The sequence below is a fragment of the Mycobacterium sp. B14F4 genome, assembly GCF_039871645.1.
In the GTDB taxonomy this organism is placed as follows: domain Bacteria; phylum Actinomycetota; class Actinomycetes; order Mycobacteriales; family Mycobacteriaceae; genus Mycobacterium.
The window spans coordinates 1-20058 of the sequence record NZ_JBDPMF010000004.1; the positions used below are offsets into that span (position 1 = coordinate 1).

At 69.8% G+C, this 20058-nt stretch carries 19 protein-coding genes; 6 read left to right on the forward strand and 13 right to left on the reverse strand.

The features are described from left to right. Positions 1-167 precede the first annotated feature (167 nt). The 5 genes from ABGB19_RS12310 to sucB are packed head-to-tail and all read right to left on the reverse strand — an operon-like array spanning position 168 to position 5401. Positions 168-920: a DUF4191 domain-containing protein gene (locus ABGB19_RS12310; RefSeq protein ID WP_347686253.1), complete on the reverse strand. Its 753-nt coding sequence runs from the start codon at positions 918-920 to the stop codon at positions 168-170. Positions 921-924: 4 nt separating this feature from the next. Next, a complete protein-coding gene (gene lipA / locus ABGB19_RS12315; RefSeq protein ID WP_347686254.1) occupies positions 925-1887 on the reverse strand; it encodes a lipoyl synthase in 963 nt (320 codons plus the stop codon). Then, positions 1884-2558, reverse strand: a complete 675-nt coding sequence (gene lipB / locus ABGB19_RS12320) for a lipoyl(octanoyl) transferase LipB (RefSeq protein WP_347686255.1) — start codon at positions 2556-2558, stop codon at positions 1884-1886. The genes lipA and lipB overlap by 4 nt, the downstream gene beginning before the upstream one ends. Positions 2559-2578: 20 nt before the next feature. Beyond that, positions 2579-3487: a TIGR01777 family oxidoreductase gene (locus ABGB19_RS12325; RefSeq protein ID WP_347686256.1), complete on the reverse strand. Its 909-nt coding sequence runs from the start codon at positions 3485-3487 to the stop codon at positions 2579-2581. A gap of 30 nt (positions 3488-3517) precedes the next feature. Then, positions 3518-5401 carry a 2-oxoglutarate dehydrogenase, E2 component, dihydrolipoamide succinyltransferase gene (gene sucB, locus ABGB19_RS12330; protein WP_347686257.1) on the reverse strand — a complete coding sequence of 628 codons (1884 nt, stop codon included), beginning with the start codon at positions 5399-5401 and terminating at the stop codon, positions 3518-3520. A 159-nt stretch (positions 5402-5560) separates the two neighbouring features. Between sucB and ABGB19_RS12335 the strand changes: the two genes are divergently transcribed. Further along, positions 5561-5917, forward strand: a complete 357-nt coding sequence (locus tag ABGB19_RS12335; RefSeq protein WP_347686258.1) for an oxidoreductase — start codon at positions 5561-5563, stop codon at positions 5915-5917. Positions 5918-5967: 50 nt separating this feature from the next. After that, a complete protein-coding gene (locus ABGB19_RS12340; RefSeq protein WP_347686259.1) occupies positions 5968-7737 on the forward strand; it encodes an SDR family oxidoreductase in 1770 nt (589 codons plus the stop codon). A 10-nt stretch (positions 7738-7747) separates the two neighbouring features. Here the strand turns inward: ABGB19_RS12340 and ABGB19_RS12345 are convergent, their stop codons facing one another. Both ABGB19_RS12345 and ABGB19_RS12350 read right to left on the reverse strand, forming a co-directional pair. Next, positions 7748-9271: a leucyl aminopeptidase gene (locus tag ABGB19_RS12345; RefSeq protein WP_347686260.1), complete on the reverse strand. Its 1524-nt coding sequence runs from the start codon at positions 9269-9271 to the stop codon at positions 7748-7750. A 17-nt stretch (positions 9272-9288) separates the two neighbouring features. Further along, positions 9289-10374: an adenylate/guanylate cyclase domain-containing protein gene (locus ABGB19_RS12350; protein ID WP_347686261.1), complete on the reverse strand. Its 1086-nt coding sequence runs from the start codon at positions 10372-10374 to the stop codon at positions 9289-9291. A 60-nt stretch (positions 10375-10434) separates the two neighbouring features. On the opposite strand from ABGB19_RS12350, the gene gcvT reads away from it, so the two are divergent. Continuing rightward, positions 10435-11529 carry a glycine cleavage system aminomethyltransferase GcvT gene (gene gcvT / locus ABGB19_RS12355; protein WP_347686713.1) on the forward strand — a complete coding sequence of 365 codons (1095 nt, stop codon included), beginning with the start codon at positions 10435-10437 and terminating at the stop codon, positions 11527-11529. Positions 11530-11552: 23 nt separating this feature from the next. Then, complete coding sequence (locus ABGB19_RS12360; protein ID WP_347686262.1) at positions 11553-12671, forward strand: branched-chain amino acid aminotransferase; 1119 nt, start codon at positions 11553-11555, stop codon at positions 12669-12671. A 170-nt stretch (positions 12672-12841) separates the two neighbouring features. Here ABGB19_RS12360 and ABGB19_RS12365 read toward each other — a convergent pair whose 3' ends face one another. The 4 genes from ABGB19_RS12365 to ABGB19_RS12380 are packed head-to-tail and all read right to left on the reverse strand — an operon-like array spanning position 12842 to position 15779. After that, positions 12842-13564 carry an adenosylcobinamide-GDP ribazoletransferase gene (locus ABGB19_RS12365; protein WP_347686263.1) on the reverse strand — a complete coding sequence of 241 codons (723 nt, stop codon included), beginning with the start codon at positions 13562-13564 and terminating at the stop codon, positions 12842-12844. 3 nt (positions 13565-13567) lie between these two features. After that, positions 13568-14617 (reverse strand): nicotinate-nucleotide--dimethylbenzimidazole phosphoribosyltransferase, encoded by a 1050-nt coding sequence (cobT, locus tag ABGB19_RS12370; protein ID WP_347686264.1) that lies wholly within the window; start codon positions 14615-14617, stop codon positions 13568-13570. Continuing rightward, positions 14614-15144 (reverse strand): bifunctional adenosylcobinamide kinase/adenosylcobinamide-phosphate guanylyltransferase, encoded by a 531-nt coding sequence (locus ABGB19_RS12375; RefSeq protein ID WP_347686265.1) that lies wholly within the window; start codon positions 15142-15144, stop codon positions 14614-14616. Before ABGB19_RS12375 ends, cobT begins: the two co-directional genes overlap by 4 nt. Before the next feature lie 5 nt (positions 15145-15149). Beyond that, on the reverse strand, positions 15150-15779 hold the full coding sequence (locus tag ABGB19_RS12380; protein WP_347686714.1) for a DUF3043 domain-containing protein: 630 nt from the start codon (positions 15777-15779) through the stop codon (positions 15150-15152). Between the two features lie 174 nt (positions 15780-15953). Here ABGB19_RS12380 and ABGB19_RS12385 point away from each other — a divergent pair, with 174 nt between their 5' ends. Next, complete coding sequence (locus ABGB19_RS12385) at positions 15954-16328, forward strand: iron-sulfur cluster assembly accessory protein (RefSeq protein ID WP_347686266.1); 375 nt, start codon at positions 15954-15956, stop codon at positions 16326-16328. Between the two features lie 10 nt (positions 16329-16338). Here ABGB19_RS12385 and ABGB19_RS12390 read toward each other — a convergent pair whose 3' ends face one another. Then, positions 16339-16971 (reverse strand): hypothetical protein, encoded by a 633-nt coding sequence (locus tag ABGB19_RS12390; protein ID WP_347686267.1) that lies wholly within the window; start codon positions 16969-16971, stop codon positions 16339-16341. 120 nt (positions 16972-17091) lie between these two features. Between ABGB19_RS12390 and ABGB19_RS12395 the strand changes: the two genes are divergently transcribed. Beyond that, positions 17092-18066, forward strand: a complete 975-nt coding sequence (locus tag ABGB19_RS12395) for a carbohydrate kinase family protein (RefSeq protein ID WP_347686268.1) — start codon at positions 17092-17094, stop codon at positions 18064-18066. 28 nt (positions 18067-18094) lie between these two features. Here ABGB19_RS12395 and asnB read toward each other — a convergent pair whose 3' ends face one another. Further along, a complete protein-coding gene (gene asnB, locus ABGB19_RS12400) occupies positions 18095-20038 on the reverse strand; it encodes an asparagine synthase (glutamine-hydrolyzing) (RefSeq protein ID WP_347686269.1) in 1944 nt (647 codons plus the stop codon). Between the last annotated feature and the right edge of the window lie 20 nt (positions 20039-20058).

The window sequence follows — 20058 nt, forward strand, 5'->3', positions numbered from 1 at the left end:
ACGGGTCCAAGACAAACTCAACAGCCGACCCCGACCCACCCTGAATCTCGACACTCCAGCCCAACGCCTAGCCGCCCTCCTCGACCAAGCCGCGTAGCCGCATTGCACTAACCACTTGACTTTGAGCGTCGGTTTGTCTGCACAACTTCAGTTTCGGCGCAGAGGTGTTACCGGCGGCGGACGGTGCGCTGCACTCCGCGCATCTTCGCCTGCGCAGGCAGCGGCCCCTTAGGCATCGCTGCGGGGCCCACCTTGGTGCCGAGCGCGGCCAGCCGGGACTCCAGCGAGTCCATCTGCTTGACCGTGATGTTGGCCGGCAGCTTCGACAGGTGACGCTGCAGCTTGCTCAGCGGCACCTCACCCTCCCCGTTGCCGATGACGATGTCGTAGATCGGTACGTCGCCGACCAGCCGGGCGGTGCGCTTCTTCTCCTGAGCCAGCAGCGGCTTGACCCGGTTCGGCGCGCCCTCGCCGACGAGGATCACACCGGGGCGTCCGATCACCCGGTGCACGGCGTCGAAGTGGCCGGTGGCCGCCACGCCGGGCGTCACCCGCCACTTGCCCTGAAGCTGGTCCAGCGCCCACGCGGCGGCGCCGGTCTGGCCCTCGGCCTTGCGGTAGACCGACTTCTGCGCGCGCCTGCCGAAGATGATGAACGCCACCAGCGCGCCGAGCACGACGCCGAGCGGGATCATCATGTACATGGTGAAGCCGCCCGCGAAGATGCCGAGCGCCACCGACGCCCCGACGATCAGCACGAACGCGGCGATCATGTACGGCAGTAGCCGCTTGTCCTCTTTGCGCTGAATCTGGAACGCCTGCCAAAGCTGGCTGCGTCGCTGCTTGGACGCCGCCTTACGGGCCGCCTTGGCCTCGGCCTTCGCCGCCTTGGTGGCAGCGGGTTTGCGGGTTTTCGCCATTGGTTCAGGATACGGAGTCTGATGTCGCCGCCGTCGCGGCTCCGGTGGGCCGCGAAGCGACCGCCTGGGCATACAACCTGCCGGCTCGGTAGGACGACCGCACCAGCGGACCCGCCAGCACGCCGGCGAATCCCAGTTCCTGCGCGAAGCGCTCGTGCTCGACGAACTCCTCGGGCTTGACCCAGCGCTCCACCGGATGGTGTCGCGCCGACGGGCGCAGGTACTGGGTGATGGTGACGAGGTCACAACCGGCGTCGAGCAGGTCGCGTAGCGCGGTGCGGACCTCCTCGGGCGTCTCGCCCATGCCGAGGATCAGGTTCGACTTGGTGACGAGCCCGTACTCGCGCGCCGCGGTGAGTACCGCGAGGCTTCGCTCGTAACGGAACGCGGGCCGGATCCGCTTGAAAATCCGCGGCACCGTTTCGACGTTGTGCGCCAACACTTCCGGACGCGCCGCGAAGACCTGCTCGAGCAGGGCTGGGTCGGCGTTGAAATCGGGGATCAGCAGCTCCACGCCGGTGTTCGGGTTGAGCGCTTTGATCGCGCGCACCGTCTCGGCGTAGAGCCACGCTCCGCCGTCGGGCAGATCGTCGCGGGCCACTCCGGTGACCGTCGAGTACCGCAGGCCCATCGCCTGCACGCTCTCGGCGACCCGGCGCGGCTCGTCACGGTCGAGATCGGCGGGCTTGCCGGTGTCGATCTGGCAGAAGTCGCAGCGGCGGGTGCACTGCTCGCCGCCGATCAGGAAGGTGGCCTCGCGGTCCTCCCAGCACTCGAAGATGTTCGGGCAGCCGGCTTCCTCGCAGACCGTGTGCAGGCCCTCGCGGCGGACCAACGCCTTGAGCTCGGAGTACTCCGGGCCCATCCGCGCCCTGGTCTTGATCCACGGCGGCTTGCGCTCGATCGGCGTCTCGGCGTTGCGGGCCTCGAGACGCAGCAGCTTCCGACCATCAGGCGCGACTGTCACTGGGTCAACGGTACCCTCAGCCGCCCGTCGAGCACGTCGTCGACGGCGCGGGCCACCTGCGTGACGACGTCGTCGACGCTCACCGGGCGGCCGAGCTCGGCCGTCAGCGACGTCACGCCGGCATCGGAGATGCCGCACGGCACGATCGCCGAGAACGCGCTCAGGTCGCAGTCGCAGTTCAGCGCGAACCCGTGCAGCGTCGTCGCCCGCGACACCCGGATCCCGATCGCGGCGATCTTGCGGGCCGGCCCGCGCTCGTCGGCGGCCACCCACACCCCCGACCGGCCCGCTACCCGGCCGGTCTGCAGGCCCAAGGTGGCGCAGACGGTGATCAATGATTCCTCAAGGCGCCGAACGAAATTCACCACATCGAGCGGCTCGGCCAGGCCGATGATGGGATAGCCCACCAGCTGGCCGGGACCGTGCCAGGTGATCTTGCCGCCCCGGTCGGTGTCGACGACGGGAGTGCCGTCCAGTGGGCGTTCATGCGCTTCGGTGCGTCTGCCCGCGGTGTAGACCGGCGGATGCTCCAGCAGCAGCAGCGTGTCCGGTCCGCCGGCCACCCGCGCGTCGACCAGCTCGCGCTGCAGCCGCCACGCGTCCTGGTAGCCGAGCGTCCCGAGCCTGCGCACCTCTATCGGCGCGGACGCCGACCGAATCGACGTTGCCACGCCGTCGACGCTACTCCCGGTCACGAGCCGGCCGGTGCCGTCGCGAAGGTCAGCGCCTCACCGATGGTGTTGTGGTGGAACACGAAGCCGGCGCGTTCCAGCGCTGCCGGAATCGCCCGCTGGCCGCCGAGCAGACCCTCGTCGGCGAACTCGCCCAGCACGGTGCGCAGTGCGAAGCCCGGCACCATCAGCGGGGTCGGGCGGTTGACCGCGCGGCCCAGTGCGGTGGTGAACTCCGCGTTGGTGACCGGCGCGGGACCGGTGAGGTTGACCGGGCCGGACAGCGAGTCGGTGCCGATCGCGAACAGAAGCGCTCGAATCTCGTCCTCGAGGCTGATCCACGGCATGTACTGGCGGCCGTTGCCCAGTCGCGCGCCGAGGCCCAGCGAGAACAGCGGCCGCAGCCGACTCATCATCCCGCCCGACGGCGCCAGCACCAGCCCGGAGCGCACCAGCACCACACGGGCGCCGTCCTGCTGCGCCGCCCACGTGGCGGCCTCCCAGTCGACGCACAGATCGGCGAGGAAGCCGTCTCCGGCCGGTGCGGTCTCGTCGGTGACACGCCCGCCCGTGTCGCCGTAGTACCCGACCGCGCTAGCGTTGATCAGCACCGGGACCCCGGCCTCGGCGACCGCGGCGGCCAGCACCTCCGTCGGTCCGATGCGGCTGTCGCGCAGGCTCTGCTTGAACGCCCCCGACCAACGTTTCTCGCCGACGTTGACGCCGCACAGGTTCACCACGGCATCGACGTCGGCCAACGCACCGGAGTCGAACTCGCCGGCGTCGGGGTTCCAGAACACCTCGTCGGCGTTCGACGGCGCACGGCGCACGATCCGAACCACCCGGCGGTCAGTGGCCCGCAGGGCGTAGACCAGCGCCGTACCGATCAGGCCGGACGAACCGGCAATCGCGACGACGGCTTCGGACACGACAGGCGCAAGCCCTTCCCTATAGGCCTTCTACAGGCCCAAGTCGGCCTCGAATGCGCCCTCTTCGAGCCGGCGCTTGATGGTGGTCAGGAAGCGGCCCGCGTCCGCGCCGTCGATCAGCCGGTGGTCGTAGGTCAGCGGCAGGTAGCACACCGAACGCACGCCGATCGACTCGTTGCCGAACTCGTCGGCGATCACCCGCGGCCGTTTCACGATCGCGCCGGTGCCCAGCATCGCCGCCTGCGGCGGCACCAGGATGGGCGTGTCGAACAGCGCACCCTGGCTGCCGATGTTGGTGATCGTGAACGTGCCACCGGACAACTCGTCGGGCTTCAGGTCACCCGAGCGGGCGCGCGCGGCGATGTCGGCGATCGCGCGGGCCAGCCCGCCGAGCGAGAGGTCGCCGGCGTTCTTGATCACCGGCGACAGCAGGCCCTGCTCGGTGTCGACAGCGAAGCCGAGGTGCTCGGCGTCGTAGTAGGTGATCTCCTTGGTTTCCTCGTTGTAGCTGGCATTGACGTTCGGATGCGACTTGAGCGCGTCGATCACCGCGCGGGCGATGAACGGCAGATACGTCAGGTTCACGCCCTCGCGCTCGGCGAAGTCGTTCTTCGCGCGTGCGCGCAGCGCCACGATGCGGGTCATATCGACCTCGTGGGTCTGCGTCAATTGCGCTGTGGCCTGCAGGGATTCGCGTGTCTTCTTGGCCGTCAGCTGACGGATCCTGGTGGCCTTCTGTTTGGTGCCGCGCAGGTGTGCCAGCGGTGCGGGCGAGGCGTTGGCCTGCGCCATCGAGGCGGCCGGGGCCTTGCCCGGTGCCTCGGCGGCCTTCTCCGTCGACGCTGCGGGCGCCTTCTTGGCCTCCGCGGCGGCCAGCACGTCCTGCTTACGGATGCGTCCGCCGACCCCGGTGCCCGTCACGGTGGTGAGGTCGACGTCGTTCTCCGCGGCCAGCTTGCGCACCAGTGGGGTGACGTACGGACCGGAGTCACCCGACGGCTGCGCCTGCGGCTTGGATTCCGGCTTGGTCTGTTGTGCCGGTTGTGGTTTGGGTTCCGGCTTGGGTTCGGGTTTCGGCTCGGGCTTGGCTTCCTGCTTCGGCTCGGGCTCCGGTTCGGGTTCCGGTTCGGGCTCGGGCTCGGGCTCTGGTTCCGGTTTCGGTTCCGGTTCGCGCTTCGATTCCTCGGCGGTGTCGGCGTCGCCGCCGGTCTCTTCGCTCGAGCGCTCATCGCCGATCTTGGCGAGCTCACCGCCCACCTCGACCGTGTCGTCCTCTTCGGCGGTGATGGAGATGAGTGTGCCCGCCACCGGCGAGGGGATCTCGGTGTCGACCTTGTCCGTCGACACCTCTAGCAACGGCTCGTCGACCTCGACGGTGTCGCCGACCTTCTTCAGCCAGCGGGTCACGGTGCCTTCGGTGACCGACTCGCCGAGTTCGGGCATCAGCACCGGTGTCGCGTCGCCGGAAGGCTTGGCGGCAGGCTTGGACTTCGACTCGGACTTCGACTCGGGTTCGGGTTCGTCCTGCTCCTCGGCGGCGGGTTCGGGTTGCGACGCCGGCTCCTCGGCGGGCTTCTCTTCCACGGCAGGCTCTTCCTCCGCAGGCTCTTCGTCATCGCCCTGGTCCTCGTCGGCGGAGGTGTCCTCACCGCCTGAGTCCTCGGAGCCGTCCTCGGCCGAGTCGCCGATGACCGCCAACTCGCCGCCGACCTCGACCGTGTCGTCTTCCTGGGCGACGATCTTCGTCAGCACACCGGACGCGGGAGCGGGGATCTCGGTGTCCACCTTGTCGGTGGAGACCTCCAGCAGTGGCTCATCCTGCTCGACCGTGTCGCCCTCTTGCTTGAGCCATCGGGTAACTGTCCCTTCGGTGACGCTCTCGCCGAGTGCGGGCATCTGGACGGAGATGGCCATTGATTGACTCCCTCGCTCCCTTGAACGGTCGGTCAGTCCTGCTGGGTCGAATGTCTGCAAACCCATCCTGTCACGTCCGGGCCGAGTGTTCGCCGCAGACCTTCGGACCTGTCGCTCTGGCACTATCGAAGGAGGTGAGCGAAGGGAGCGCGGGCAGGAGTGGGTCTGTTCGACAGGTTTCGGCGCGGCAAGCGCGGCGGTAAGGGGTCGGGCAGCGACCCGGCCGCGGATCTGAAGTATCTGCGTCAGTGGGTCGCCGAGCACACCGGTGTGGAGGCGTTCGTGGAGCCGAAGACCACCGTCACCGACGTCACCGTGGTGCTGGTGGCCGCCGACGGCGAATGGACCCGGCGCCGCGCCGGGGGAGACGCCGGCGCTCGGCGACTCTCCGAGCGCCTCAACATTCCCGTCTACGACGTGCAGAAGGTCGGCTACCCGCAGCGGATGCGCGACTACGACGAGCGCAGGCGCATCGAGCGTCGTCGAGCTGCGCGCGAGGAACTCGAAGGGCGCTGACGAACGTCCTGATACGGTACCGGCGGTCCCACTCAACCACGGGAGGCGCGATGGGGGAGATCACCGAGCGGTACGTGGACAGCAGCGACGACGTGCGCATCGCGGTCTACGAACAAGGCAACCCCGACGGCCCCACCCTGGTGCTGGTGCACGGCTGGCCGGACTCGCACGTGCTGTGGGACAGCGTGGTGCCGCTGCTGGCGGACCGCTTCCGCATCGTGCGATTCGACGATCGCGGGGTAGGTAAATCATCTGTGCCCAAACGGGTTTCGGCCTACCGGATGGGACGGTACGCCGACGACTTCGCGGCCGTGATCGCCGCGGTGAGCCCCGGCGAGCCCGTCCACGTGCTGGCCCACGACTGGGGCTCGTCGGCGATCTGGGAGTACCTCGCCCGCCCGGACGCCCGCGACCGCGTCGCGTCGTTCACCTCGATCTCCGGTCCGAGCGCCGACCACCTCAACCGCTATGTGATCGGCAGCCTGATGCGGCCCTACCGGCCGCGGCGGTTCGTGCGCGGAGTCGCGCAGATGCTGCGCCTGACCTACATGGGGCTGTTCTCGATCCCGGTGCTGGCGCCGATGTTCATCCGCCGGTCCTTCCGCAGGGGCGCGCTAGCGCGCATGCTGACCCAGCGCGACGGCATTCCAGCCGACAGGGTGCGCCATTCGTCCGATCTGCCCACCGACGCGGCCAACAGCATCAGGGTCTACGCCGCCAACTACTGGCGGTCGATGACCAAGGCCCGCAAGGACCACTACGTCGACGTCCCGGTTCAGCTCCTCGTCAACGTCAGGGACCGGTTCGTTCGGCCGTACGTCTACGAGGACACCCAGCACTGGGCGCCGCGGCTGTGGCGCCGCGACGTCGTGGCCGGTCACTGGTCGCCGATGTCGCACCCGCAGGTGATCGCGCGGTCGGTCGAGCAGCTCGTGGACCATCTCGAGGGCAAGCCGCCGTCGCGCGAGCTGCTGCGTGCACAGGTCGGCCGGCCACGCGAATACTTCGGTGACACACTGGTTTCGGTGACCGGTGCGGGTAGCGGCATCGGCCGCGCGACGGCGCTGGCGTTCGCGAGCGAGGGAGCCGAGGTCGTCGTCAGCGACATCGACGAGGGCACCGTCAAGGAGACCGCGGCCCAGGTCACCGCGCGCGGCGGCGTCGCGCACGCGTACACCGTCGACGTGTCCGACACCGACGCCGTCGAGCGCTTCGTCGACCGGCTGTGCGCGGAGCACGGCGTGCCCGACGTCGTGGTCAACAACGCCGGCGTGGGTCACGCCGGGCGGTTCCTCGACACCCCGCGCGAGGAGTACGACCGCGTGCTGGCCATCAACTTCGGCGGAGTCGTCAACTGCTGCAGGTCTTTCGGGCGTCGCATGGTGGACCGCGGAGCCGGTGGGCACGTGGTCAACATCTCGTCGATGGCGGCCTACTCACCGCAGCAGTCGATGAACGCCTACGCCACCAGCAAGGCCGCGGTGTTCATGTTCTCCGACTGTCTGCGGGCCGAACTCGGCGAGGCCGGCATCGGATTGACCACGGTGTGCCCGGGCGTCATCGACACCAACATCGTGCACACCACCCGGTTCGACGCGCCCGCCAACAAGCGCGGCAAGGTCGAGGGTCGTCGCGCACAACTCGAGAAAGCTTTCAGCGCGCGGCGATACGGTCCGGACAAGGTCGCCAAGGCGATCGTCGCGGCGGTCAAGAAGAACAAGCCGATCCGGCCGGTCGCGCCGGAGGCCTACATCCTCTACGGCGTGGCGCACCTGGCGCCGCAGGCGATGCGCAGTTCGGCGCGCGCCAACGTCGTCTAGCCGCCGGCAATCAGCCGTTCGTGGCTATGTCTTCGAGGACGGCGAACATCGTCCGCGTCGGTACGCCGGTTCCGCCCTTGCCGGTGTAACCCCACGGGCCGCCGGTGTTGTAGGCAGGGGCCGCGATGTCGATGTGCGCCCACTGCACACCGTCGCGGACGAACTCCCGCAGATACGTGCCCGCGACGAGCATGCCGGCGTACCGCGACCCGCTGACGTTGGCGAGGTCGGCCACCGTGGACTTGAGCTCGTCCTTGAGTTCCTCGGGCAGCGGCATCGGCCATGCGTTCTCGCCGACGCTTTGCGAGATCCCGGCGACCCGGTCGCGGAACTCGTCGCTGCCCATCACGCCCGGGGTGCGGGCGCCCAGCGCCACCGTCTGGGCGCCGGTCAGCGTCGAGGTCTCGATCAGATAGTCCGGGTCGTCCTGGCAGGCCCGCACGATCGCGTCGGCCAGGATCAGCCTGCCCTCGGCGTCGGTGTTGAGCACCTCGACGGTGATCCCGCCGTACTGGGTCAACACGTCGCCGGGGCGCTGGGCGGTCGACGACGGCATGTTCTCGGCCATCGGCACGGTGGCGATCACGTCGATGGCAAGCTTCCGCCTGGCAGCCAGCACCACGGTCGCGATCACGGCGGCGGCGCCGCCCATGTCGGAGGTCATGTGGTGCATGTTCGCCGCGGGTTTGATCGAGATGCCGCCGGTGTCGAAGGTGATGCCCTTGCCGACGAGGGCAACCTTCCTGCCCTTGCGTTTCGCGCCGCGGTGTGACAGGCGCACCAGTCGCGGCGGGCGCGACGAACCCTTGCCTACGCCGATGATCCCGCCGAAGCGGTCCTTCTCCAGCGCCTTGTCGTCGAGGATCTCCACTTCGAGCCCGGCCGCCTCTCCCAAAGCCCGTGCGCGCTTGGCGAATTCGGCGGGGAACAGGTGGCTGGGCGGGGTGTTGACGAAGTCGCGGGCGGTGGCCACCGCGGTCGCGATGTCGGTCGCCCGCTGCGCCGCGTCCTTGGTTGCCGACTTGGTGTCGGCGGTCAGCGCGGTGATCGCGCGCAGGCCCGCATCTTTCGGGGCGGTCTTGTCGCTGCGGAACTCGGTGAACCGGTAAGCGCCGAGGATCAGCCCCTCGATCGCCGCGGACAGGTCGAGATCCGACAGCGTGGTGAGCGCGGACTCGGTGCCGTTGAGCGAGCGCGCCGCCACCCCCGCCGCACGGCGGATGGCGTCGGCGCCGAAGGTGTCGCGACTCTTCCCGAGCCCGACCGCCAGCACGCTGGCCACCGGAAGCGACGGCGCGACGACACGGGTGAGCTGCTCGGCGCCGCCCTTGGCCCCGAGCGCCTCCAGCGCGACCTCGATCTCGCCGATCGCCTCGGCGTCGAGGAACGGGCTGCCCACCACCGTGGCGGTCGCATCGTCGTCCGCACCGCTGACCACCGGCACGATCAGCACCGAGGAGCCGACCTTTCGCTTGGGTAGCGACGAGCTGACGGTGACGCTGGGGGCCTGGTATCCGACCTGTGCTGGGCTCACGAGCCCTTACCCTAGCTTCAGCCGCCGACGTGCAGGTCGTAGGCCGTTACCGGGCTTTCGAAACCCTTGAGCGTCAACGGATCCAGTTGGGTTGCCGGCCAGTGGGACAACGCTCCGCGCACCTCGGCCGACGCCAGCACCTGTCCCGGCGCCGCGGCGGCGACCAGGCGTGCGGCCAGGTTGACCGGCGTGCCGAAGTAGTCGCCGGCCAGCGCCAGCACCCGACCGTAGGCCAGCCCGGCGCGGACCTGCAGACCTTCCTCCCGGGCTCGCGGGTGGTCGACGAGATCGATCGCCACCTTCGCCAGCAGCTCGGCTGTCGAAGTCACCCACATGACCTCGTCGCCGATGAACTTCACCACCCGGCCACCGTCCGCATGCACCAGGTCGGCGATCGCGCCCCCGAATTCCAGGAGAAGCCCCGACAGCTCGTTGGGTGTGAGCCGCTGGGTCAGCGCCGTGAAACCGGTGAGATCGGCGAATCCGATGCCGCAGGTGACGCTCGCCGACGCGTCGGTGATGACCCGCTCGAAGTGGGTGCGGGCGCTCACGACGTGCTGGCGCCAGATCGTGTCGATCAGGTTCCCGAGGCGCGCGGTGGCTTCGGCGATCGCGCGGTAGGCCCGGGCGGTAGTCAGCTCGTCGCCGCTGTGCGTCATCAGCAGGTCGGGTTGGGCCACCCGGACCATGGTTCCGCCCGCTTCGGCGAGCCGGGCCATCGTGTTGCCGAGCACCCGCAGGAAGGCCAGGGCCGCTTCATCGCCCACGAGCGTTCGCATCGCGACCCATGCCGACAGTCCCTCGACGTCGGTCTGGCTCAGGGCGGGCACGTCCGGGTCGGCAACGCCGAGGCCCAGCACCGCCCATGCCTGCGCGACCTGTTCGAAAGACACGCCCAGCGCATCGGCGGCAGTGCGCAGGGTGTAGGTCGGGCGCCCCGACCACTGCAGCGCGTCGCCTGCGAGGCCGAACAGCCGGCCGCGGCGTTCGGCCTCGACCATCTCCTCGGCGGTGAACCCGAGCGAGTCCAGATACTCGATCAGCGCGGCCCGCTGCCGCGCGTCGGCTATCCCCGCGGCTTGCAGCGCGTCGAGATCGACCACCCGCACAAGTGTGCCAATTGCGGGGGCGGATTAGGGTGGATCGGCGTGACGCACGCTGAGATGAACAACGTGATGAAGGGCCCGCTGGAAGACCGGCACCGCGAACTGGGCGCCAGCTTCGCCGAATTCGGCGGCTGGCTGATGCCGGTGTCCTATGCGGGGACGGTCAGCGAGCACACCGCGACGCGGACGACCGTCGGCCTGTTCGACGTCAGCCACCTCGGCAAGGCGCTGGTGCGCGGGCCCGGCGCCGCGGCTTACGTCAACTCCGCGCTGACCAACGACCTGCGCCGCATCGGACCGGGCAAGGCACAATACACGTTGTGCTGCAACGACTCCGGCGGCGTCATCGACGATCTGATCGCCTACTACGTCTCCGACGACGAGATCTTCCTCGTGCCCAACGCCGCGAACACGGCCGCTGTCGTCGCCGCGCTGGTCGAGCGGGCGCCGAGCGGGCTGACGATCACCGACGAGCACCGGTCCTACGCGGTGCTCGCCGTGCAGGGGGCGAAGTCGGCCGAGGTGCTCGGCGGGCTCGGGCTGCCGACTGACATGGATTACATGGGCTACGCGGACGCCGAGTTCGGCGGTGCGCCCGTGCGGGTGTGCCGTACCGGATACACCGGCGAACACGGCTACGAACTGTTGCCCGAGTGGGACGCCTCGGCCGTGGTGTTCGATGCCCTCGTCGAGGCGGTGACCGCGGTGGGCGGTGAACCCGCGGGTCTCGGTGCACGGGACACGCTGCGCACCGAGATGGGCTATCCGCTGCACGGGCACGAGTTGTCGCTGGAGTTCTCGCCCCTGCAGGCGCGCTGCGGCTGGGCCATCGGATGGTCCAAGGACGCGTTCTGGGGACGCGATGCCTTGCTGGCCGAGAAGGAGACGGGTCCACGACGGTTGCTGCGGGGACTCAAGGCGGTCGGCCGGGGGGTGCTGCGCGCCGACCTCACGGTGCTCGCCGGCGAGCGGCCGGTGGGGGTGACGACGTCGGGAACGTTCTCTCCGACACTGAAAGTCGGCATCGGGCTGGCGATGATCGACACCGACGCCGGGATCGCCGAGGGTGACCGCGTCGCGGTCGACGTCCGCGGTCGCGCGGTGGAGTGCGAAGTGGTCAAGCCACCGTTCGTCGCGGCAAAAACCCGGTAGCGGTGCGGATATACACTTGCTGCATGACTGACGGCCCCCTCGAGTTCACGGTTGAGCGCAACGCGAATCCGGCGAGCGATGAGGTACGGGCGTCGATTCTGGCCAATCCCGGGTTCGGCCAGTACCACACCGACCACATGGTCTCGATCGACTGGCGGGAGGACGGGGTCGAGGGTGAGGGCTGGCAGAACGCACGGGTGATGCCGTACGGCCCCATCGAGCTCGACCCGTCGGCGATCGTGCTGCACTACGCGCAGGAGATCTTCGAAGGGCTCAAGGCTTACCGGTGGGCGGACGGCTCGATCGTGTCGTTCCGGCCGGAGGCCAACGCCGCCCGGCTGCGCTCCTCGGCCCGCCGGATGGCGATCCCCGAGTTGTCCGAGGACGTCTTCATCGAGTCGTTGCGCCAGCTGATCGCCGTCGATCAGCAGTGGGTGCCGCCGGCCGGGGGCGAAGAGTCGCTGTACCTGCGTCCGTTCGTCATCGCGACCGAGCCCGGACTCGGCGTGCGGCCGGCCAACCAGTACCGCTATCTCGTGATCGGTTCACCGGCCGGGGCCTACTTCAAGGGCGGGATCAAGCCGGTGAGCGTGTGGCTGTCCACCGAGTACGTGCGCGCCTGCCCGGGCGGCACGGGGGCGGCGAAGTTCGGCGGCAACTACGCGGCGTCGCTTCTGGCGCAGGCGCAGGCGGCCGCCAACGACTGCGACCAGGTGGTGTGGCTCGACGCCGCCGAACGCCGCTATGTCGAGGAGATGGGCGGGATGAACCTGTTCTTCGTCTTCGGCAGCGGCGGGTCGGCCCGCCTGGTCACTCCCGAGCTGAGCGGCTCCATCCTGCCCGGCGTGACGCGGGACTCGTTGTTGCAGTTGGCAACTGACGCCGGCTTCACCGTCGAGGAGCGCAAGATCGACGTCGACGAATGGCAGAAGAAGGCGGCGGCGGGCGAGATCACCGAGGTGTTCGCCTGTGGGACCGCCGCGGTGATCACCCCGGTGGCCCGGGTCAAGCACGCCGAGGGCGATTTCACCATCGCCGACGGAGGGCCAGGTGAGATCACCATGGCGTTGCGCGACACGCTGACGGGTATCCAGCGCGGCACGTTCGCCGACACGCACGGCTGGATGGCCCGGCTCAGCTGAGGACGGCTGCGCCGGGCCACCGCGCGGGTCAGGCGCCGGTCACCGACCAGACGTCGTGCGCCACGCCGACGCCCTCCGCGGCCGACGGCGGCTGAATGCCCTCCTCGGTGATGACGTCGATGAACATGTCGTCGGTCCTTGGCGCATTCTCGACGGCTTCTCGATGCGGGTCAGCGGATCGCCATGGCGAGGGCGGCGACCGTGGTGGTCACCTCGATGGCGGCGCCCAGCACGTCGCCGGTGATGCCGCCGAAGCGGCGCACACAGTGGGCCACCAAAAGGGCGCCGCAGGCGATGGCGACCACGACGGCCACCGGTCCCTGCCACGGCCGCGGGCCGGCCAGCGCGGCCAGCGCCGCCACCGCGACGACCCAGGCCGCCACCACCCCGATCGGCTGGGTGCCCGCGACCCGCGCGCCGAGCGAGCTTCCCGCCGCGGCGGGGACGCCGCGCCTGCACGCCACCACCGCAGCCACCCGCCCGGCGGCCACCGCCGCCACCACGCCGACGGCGCTGAGCCCGCTGAACGCCAGCGCCTGCACCAGAATCGCGACCACCGCAGCGGCCACGCCGAAGGGGCCCGCCGAGCCGTCGCGCATCACCGCCAGCGCCCGCTCGGGCGGGCCGTAACAGCCCAGGCCGTCGGCGGTGTCGGAGAGCCCGTCGATGTGCAGTCCGCGGGTGGCCGCCAGCATCACCGCCACCGCCAGCACACCCGGTAATGGGCCCGGCCCGAACGCCCACTGTGCCGCCCACAGCGTCGCGGCCGCCAGCGCACCGAGCGCGACACCGACCACCGGCAGAGCCGTCAGGGCGCCCCGGCCGACGGCGGCCGAGCCACGGACGGGTGCGACGGTGCCGAACGCGAAAGCGCCTGCCACCGAACGGATCACCGGCTACGGCTCCTCGGCTGCGCTGCTGATGCCCGCTTCGTCGAACATCGCCATCCACGCCAGCGTGGCCACCGCGGCCCGCACGACGGGCAGCGCGATCGCCGCGCCGGTGCCCTCGCCGAGGCGCATGCGCATGTCGACGATCGGGTCGAGGCCCAACCGGTCCAGCGCGACGGCGTGGGCCGGTTCGGTGGACCGGTGGCCCGCCTGCCACCACAGCCGTGCGCCGGGTGCAAGCCGCTCGGCGACCAGCGCCGCCGCGGTGACCACCAGGCCGTCGAGCAGCAGGGGCGTGCGACGCACCGCGGCCTGAGCGCAGAATCCCGCCATCGCCGCCAGGTCGGCCCCACCACAGATGCGCAGCAGCGCAACGGGATCGGCGCGGCTGTCCCGGCAGCGGTAGAGCGCGTCGCGCACCGCCGCGGTCTTGCGGGCCCAGCCGCCGTCGTCGATCCCGGTGCCGCGACCCACCACCGCGACCGGCTCGGCGTCGGACAGGGCGGCGATCAACGTCGTTGCGGGAGTGGTATTTCCGATGCCCATGTCACCGGCGATCAGCAGGTCGGCACCGGCGTCGACCTCGTCGTCGGCGATGCGTCGGCCCGCATCGATGGCGGCGGCCGCCTCCCCGGGGGTCAACGCATCCTCGATCGCGATGTTGCCGCTGCCGCGACGCACCTTGTGCGCGCCGACCGGCGCGGCGGTCTCGGCGTCGACGGCGATGTCGGCCACCCGCACCGTCGCCCCTGCGGCCTCGGCCAGCACGTTGATCGCGGCGCCGCCGGCCTGGAAGTTGGCCACCATCTGCGCGGTGACCTCGGCCGGATACGCCGAGACGCCGCACCGCGCGACACCGTGGTCGCCGGCGAAGACCACCACCCGCGCCCGCTCGAACGGCCGCGGCGGGCAGGCGCCCTGACACGACGCCACCCACACCGCCAGATCCTCGAGCCTGCCCAGCGAACCGGGCGGCTTGGTGAGCCGGTCCTGGCGCGCCCGCGCGGCGGCGGCCGCGTCGGCGTCCGGCGGGTCGATCGGGCCGAATGCCGTCATGCCGGCTCCTTGACCGTGACGGGCTGGCCCGCGACCACCAGCACCACCCGGTCACACACGGCGGCCAGCCGCTGGTTCAGCGAGCCCAGTTCGTCGGCGAACCGGCGCCCCGCGGCGGTCGCGGGCACCACCGTCAACCCGACCTCCGGGCTGACCACCGCCAGAGGTGCGGGAAAAGCACTCACCGCGTCCACCAAGTCCTCGGTCTCGGCGCAGACCGGGCCGCCGCTCCACGCACCCGAGCGGTCCATCGCCGCCGTCAGCCACGTGCCGATGTCGTCGACCAGCGTCGCAACGGACACGGCGCGCAATTGTGTTGTCACGTCGGTGCTTTCGACGGTCGACCACCGGTCCCGCCGGCGTTCCCGGTGCGCGGCCACCCGTGCCGCCCAGTCGGCGTCGCCCCCCGGGGCCGGGCCGGTGGCCAGATAGCGCACGGGGGAGCCGTCGGGAACCTCCTCGGCGAGCGCGGTCTCGGCCCACTGCGACTTGCCCGAGCGGATGCCACCGAGCACCAGGGTGCGCACCGGGGTCAGTCGACCTTGTCGCCGCGGTTCACCGTCGGCCGCGGCGCGCGCATCCGGCGCAGCTGCGATGCCCGGCTGGCCGCGTAGAAGCCCAGCCGCCAACCGCTTTCGGTGTTGTCGGGGAACTTCGCGTCGACCATCCGGTTGACCCGGCGCGCGACCAGGAAGCCGTCGATCACCATGACGAGCACCAGCACCAGCATCGCGGGGGAGAGCAGGCGCTGCACCTGGACCGAGGGCACGGCCAGCATCACGAAGATCAGGCCGAGTGCCGACGGCATGAACAGGCCGAGCACGTTGCGGCGCGAGTCGACCAGGTCGCGGACGTACCGCCGGACCGGGCCGCGGTCACGCGGCAGCAGGTAGGCCTCTTCGCCGGCCATCATCTTGTCGCGACGCTGGGCCATCTCCTCGCGGCGCGCGATCTTCTCGGCCTTGCGCTCCTCGCGGGTCAGCTTCGTGCGCATCTCCTTGCGGCGCCGACGCGCCTCGGCGGCGGTCAGCGGGGCGGGCGCCACCGGGCCGCGCTTGCGGGCGGCCTGGCTGCGCTTGGGCGTCGGCCTGCCCTTGGGGGCCGTGGTGCGCGCCGTACTCGCGTCGTCCTGCAGCTCGGCCTCGCCTGTGTCGTCGGACACATCGGGATCGGGGTCGGGTTCGTTGCCTTTTCGACGGCCCAGCAGGTTCACGCCTGCCAGGTTACTTCCGCGGATCCGGTGGACGGCGGCCTGGGGACAAACTCGGGAATAGCGGCGAGAAGAGGTACCGTTGAACCAGTACGCCCCGCACGATGAGGCCTTACAGGAGACGTAATGACAGTTCAGGACGAGTCGGCAGGAACCCCTGGGACGGCAACCGCCACCCACGGTGTGATTCTGACCGACGCTGCTGCCGCCAAGGCCAAGGCGCTGCTGGACCAGGAGGGCCGCGACGACCTGGCCCTGCGCATCGCCGTGCAGCCGGGTGGCTGCGCCGGGTTGCGCTACAACCTGTTCTTCGACGACCGGGCCCTCGACGGTGACCTGACCGCGGAGTTCGGCGGCGTGAACCTGACCGTGGACCGGATGAGTGCGCCGTATGTCCAGGGCGCGACCATCGACTTCGTCGACACCATCGAGAAGCAGGGCTTCACGATCGACAACCCCAACGCCACGGGCTCATGCGCCTGCGGCGATTCGTTCAACTGATCCCGGTGGATCAGTACTGCCCGGCCGAGCGGGGCAGGTAGGAGCACACCAGGATCTCGTCGCCCTGGGCCACCAACTGGGCGACGGCCTGCTGTTCCTCGGTGTCCGACTGTCCGCGTCGCGAGCTGATCGCCGGCGTGACCCGCATGGTGAACAGCACCTGCGCCTGGCTCGGTGACGGTTGCACCATCTTGTCGATCGACGTGACCTCGGCGCTGCTGTACTGCTTGCGGAACGCGTCGCTGGACAGGCCGGCCAACGCCAGGTCGGAGCGCTTCTCCTTCACCGCGTCGAACAGCCCGCACAGCGTGTGCCGTGCGACGGTCTCGTCGTCGCCGTTGGTCAATGCGTCCAGGTACTCCTGGATCGCGGTCTTCGCCGATTCGCCGGTCAGCGCGCCGGAACGCGGTGCCTCGTCGCGCCCACCCGCGAACACGATCGCCAGCACCAACCCGGCGATCGCCGCGACCGCCGCCAGGGCGCCCACGACCAACGGCCAGCGCCGGCGCCTGCGGTAGGGCACCGGCGGCGGGAGCATGCCCGGATAGGCCGACGGTACGTTCTCCGGATACGGGACCGACTGCGGATACATTTGCGGGTTGGTCGGTCCAGCGCCGTATTCGGGCGGGTACGGACCGGTCATAGATTTGCTCCCCCGAGATGTGGGTCGGAATGTGCCTGTCTACAGTGGCGGGCGGGCGTTCGTAGGCAGGTTAGCGCACTAAAATTCCTAGACGACTTAACGAATGAAGGGTGACAATTCGTGACCATCGCGGTGACCGGATCGATTGCGACCGACCATCTGATGCGGTTCCCGGGCAAGTTCTCCGAACAACTGCTGCCCGAGCACCTGCAGAAGGTCTCGCTGAGCTTCCTGGTCGACGATCTGGTGGTGCACCGCGGCGGCGTCGCAGGCAATATGGCGTTCGCCATCGGCACGCTGGGCGGGGATGTGGCGCTGATCGGCGCCGTCGGCCGTGACTTCGACGACTACCGCAGCTGGCTGGAGTCGGTCAACGTCGACACCGACAGTGTGTTGGTCTCCGAGACCGCCTACACCGCGCGCTTCGTCTGCACCACCGACGACGCCATGGCCCAGATCGCCTCGTTCTATCCCGGCGCCATGTCCGAGGCCCGCGACATCTCGCTGGCCGACGTCGTGAAGCGGATCGGCACTCCGGAGCTGGTGATCATCGGCGCCAACGATCCCGAGGCGATGTTCCTGCACACCGAGGAGTGCCGCAAGCTCGGCCTGGCGTTCGCCGCCGATCCCTCGCAGCAGCTGGCCCGGTTGTCCGGCGAGGAGATCCGCAGGCTCATCGATGGTGCCGCGTACCTGTTCACCAACGACTACGAGTGGGATCTGCTGCTGCAGAAGTCGGGCTGGAGCGAGGCGCAGGTGATGAGCCAGATCGGCCTGCGGGTCACCACGCTGGGGCCCAAGGGCGTCGATCTGGTCAGTTCCAACGGCAACTTCATCCACGTCGACGTCGTCCCGGAGAAGCGTCAGGCCGACCCGACCGGTATCGGCGACGCGTTCCGCGCGGGCTTCCTGACCGGTCGCAGCGCCGGGCTGAGCCTGGAGCGCTCGGCGCAGTTGGCCTCCCTGGTCGCCGTGCTGGTGTTCGAGGCGCCCGGGCCCCAGGAGTGGAGCTGGAACCCCGAGGAGGCGGTGCATCGGCTCACCGACGCCTACGGCGACGAGGTCGGCGAGGAGATCGCCGCGGCGCTGGCTTGATTCACGGCCCGGCCGTGGTGAAGTAGCGCTACAGCTGCACTGGATAGTGCGGCTCGCTGATGGTCGGCGTGATGCTGTGCTCGACGAAGATCGCGTGCCACAGCATGAAGATCAGCACGGTCCACAGTCGGCGGCTGTGATCGCTTGTCCCGCTTCGGTGTTCGTCGAGCATGGCGCGCACCGCCGCCAGGTCGACCAGCTCGCCGGCCTGTGACGAGCCGACCGTCGCGTACGCCCAGTCCAGTAGCTCGCCGGCCCGCAACCAGTGCCGAATCGGCACCGGGAAGCCGAGCTTGGGGCGGTTGAGCACATGTGCGGGGACGATCGGCTCCAGTGCGCGCCGCAGCGCGAATTTCGTTGTCGCCCTGGTGATCTTCTGGTCGAACGGCAGCCGAGACGCGACGGCGAACACCTCGGGGTCGAGGAACGGCACCCGCAGTTCCAGCGAGTTGGCCATGGTCATCTTGTCCGCCTTGACCAGGATGTCGCCGCGCAGCCAGGTGAAAAGGTCGATGTGCTGCATCCGCGCGACCGGGTCCCAGCCGTCGGACGCGGCGTACACGGGCGCGGTGACGTCGGTGTGCGTCCAGTCCTGGCGGAAACCGGGCAGCACGGCGCGCAGTTGCGCGTCGGAGAAACTGCGCGCGTTGCCGTAGTAGCGCTCCTCGAGCGTCAGCGAACCGCGGTGCAGCAGGCTCTTACCGCGCAAGCCCTCGGGAAGCGGCCGCGAAGCGCGCCCCAGCGACCGCCGCACCGGCTTGGGCAGATACTCGAAAGGCCGCAGCGACAACGGCTCCCGGTAGATGGTGTAGCCGCCGAACAACTCGTCGGCGCCTTCGCCGGACAACACCACCTTGACGTGCTTGCGGGCCTCGCGCGCGATGAAATACAGCGGGACCAGCGCGGGGTCGGCGACGGGTTCGTCGAGATACCAGACGATTTCGGGCAGTGCGGCGACGAACTCGGCCTGGCTGACCACCTTGGTGACGTGCCTGGCGCCGATCGCCTCTGCCGAGGCGACCGCGACGTCGACCTCGGAGAACCCTTCGCGCTCGAACCCGGTGGTGAAGGTGATCAGCCGTGGGTTGTGCCGCATCGCGAGCGCCGCGATCGCGGTCGAGTCGATGCCGCCGGACAAGAACGCGCCCACCGTGACGTCGGCGCGCATGTGCTTGGCGACCGAGTCCTCGAGCACCGCGGTGATCTCGTCGTAGCGTGCCTGCTCGCCCCCGGCCGCGAAAGGAACAGCGGTGAACCGCGGGATGAAATAGCGGGTCACCTCGGGCCGCTCGCCGGGACGGAGGCGGGCATAGCTGCCCGACTCGAGCCGGCGCACGCCGGTGTGCAGGGTCTCCGGCTCCGGGACGTACTGCAGCACCGTGTAGTGCTGCACGGCGCGCCTGTCGATGGACAGGTCCAGGCCCACCGTGTCCGCGAGGTCGAGCAGGCATTTCTTCTCGCTGCCGACCGCCGTGCCGCCGGGTCCGGTCGCCATGTACAGCGGTTTGATGCCGAACGGGTCGCGCGCGCAGAACAGTTCGCGGGCGACGGTGTCCCACAGCGCGAACGCGAACATGCCGCGCAGTCGGGTCAGCGCGTCGGTGCCCCAGTGGTGATAGGCGGCGATGATCGCCTCACCGTCGCCGTCGGTGGTGAATTCGGCGCCATGCCGGGCCGCCAGTTCCTCACGCAACTCGAGGTAGTTGTAGATCTCGCCGTTGAACACCAGCACGTAGCGGTCGGGCGAGTGCGGCGGCCCCCAGCGCAGCGGCTGGTGGCTGTGCGCGATGTCGATGATCGACAGCCGGTTGAAGCCCAGCACGGTGGTGGGTTCCGCCGGGTCGTCCGACCACGTGCCGGGTTCGTCCGGGCCGCGGTGACGCATCAGGTGCGACGCGCCCGAAACCGCCTCGATCAGGCCTTCGGAGACCACAGCGGACGGGTCACGCACGAGGGCCAGCAGTCCGCACACGGCGCCAAGTATGCCCAATG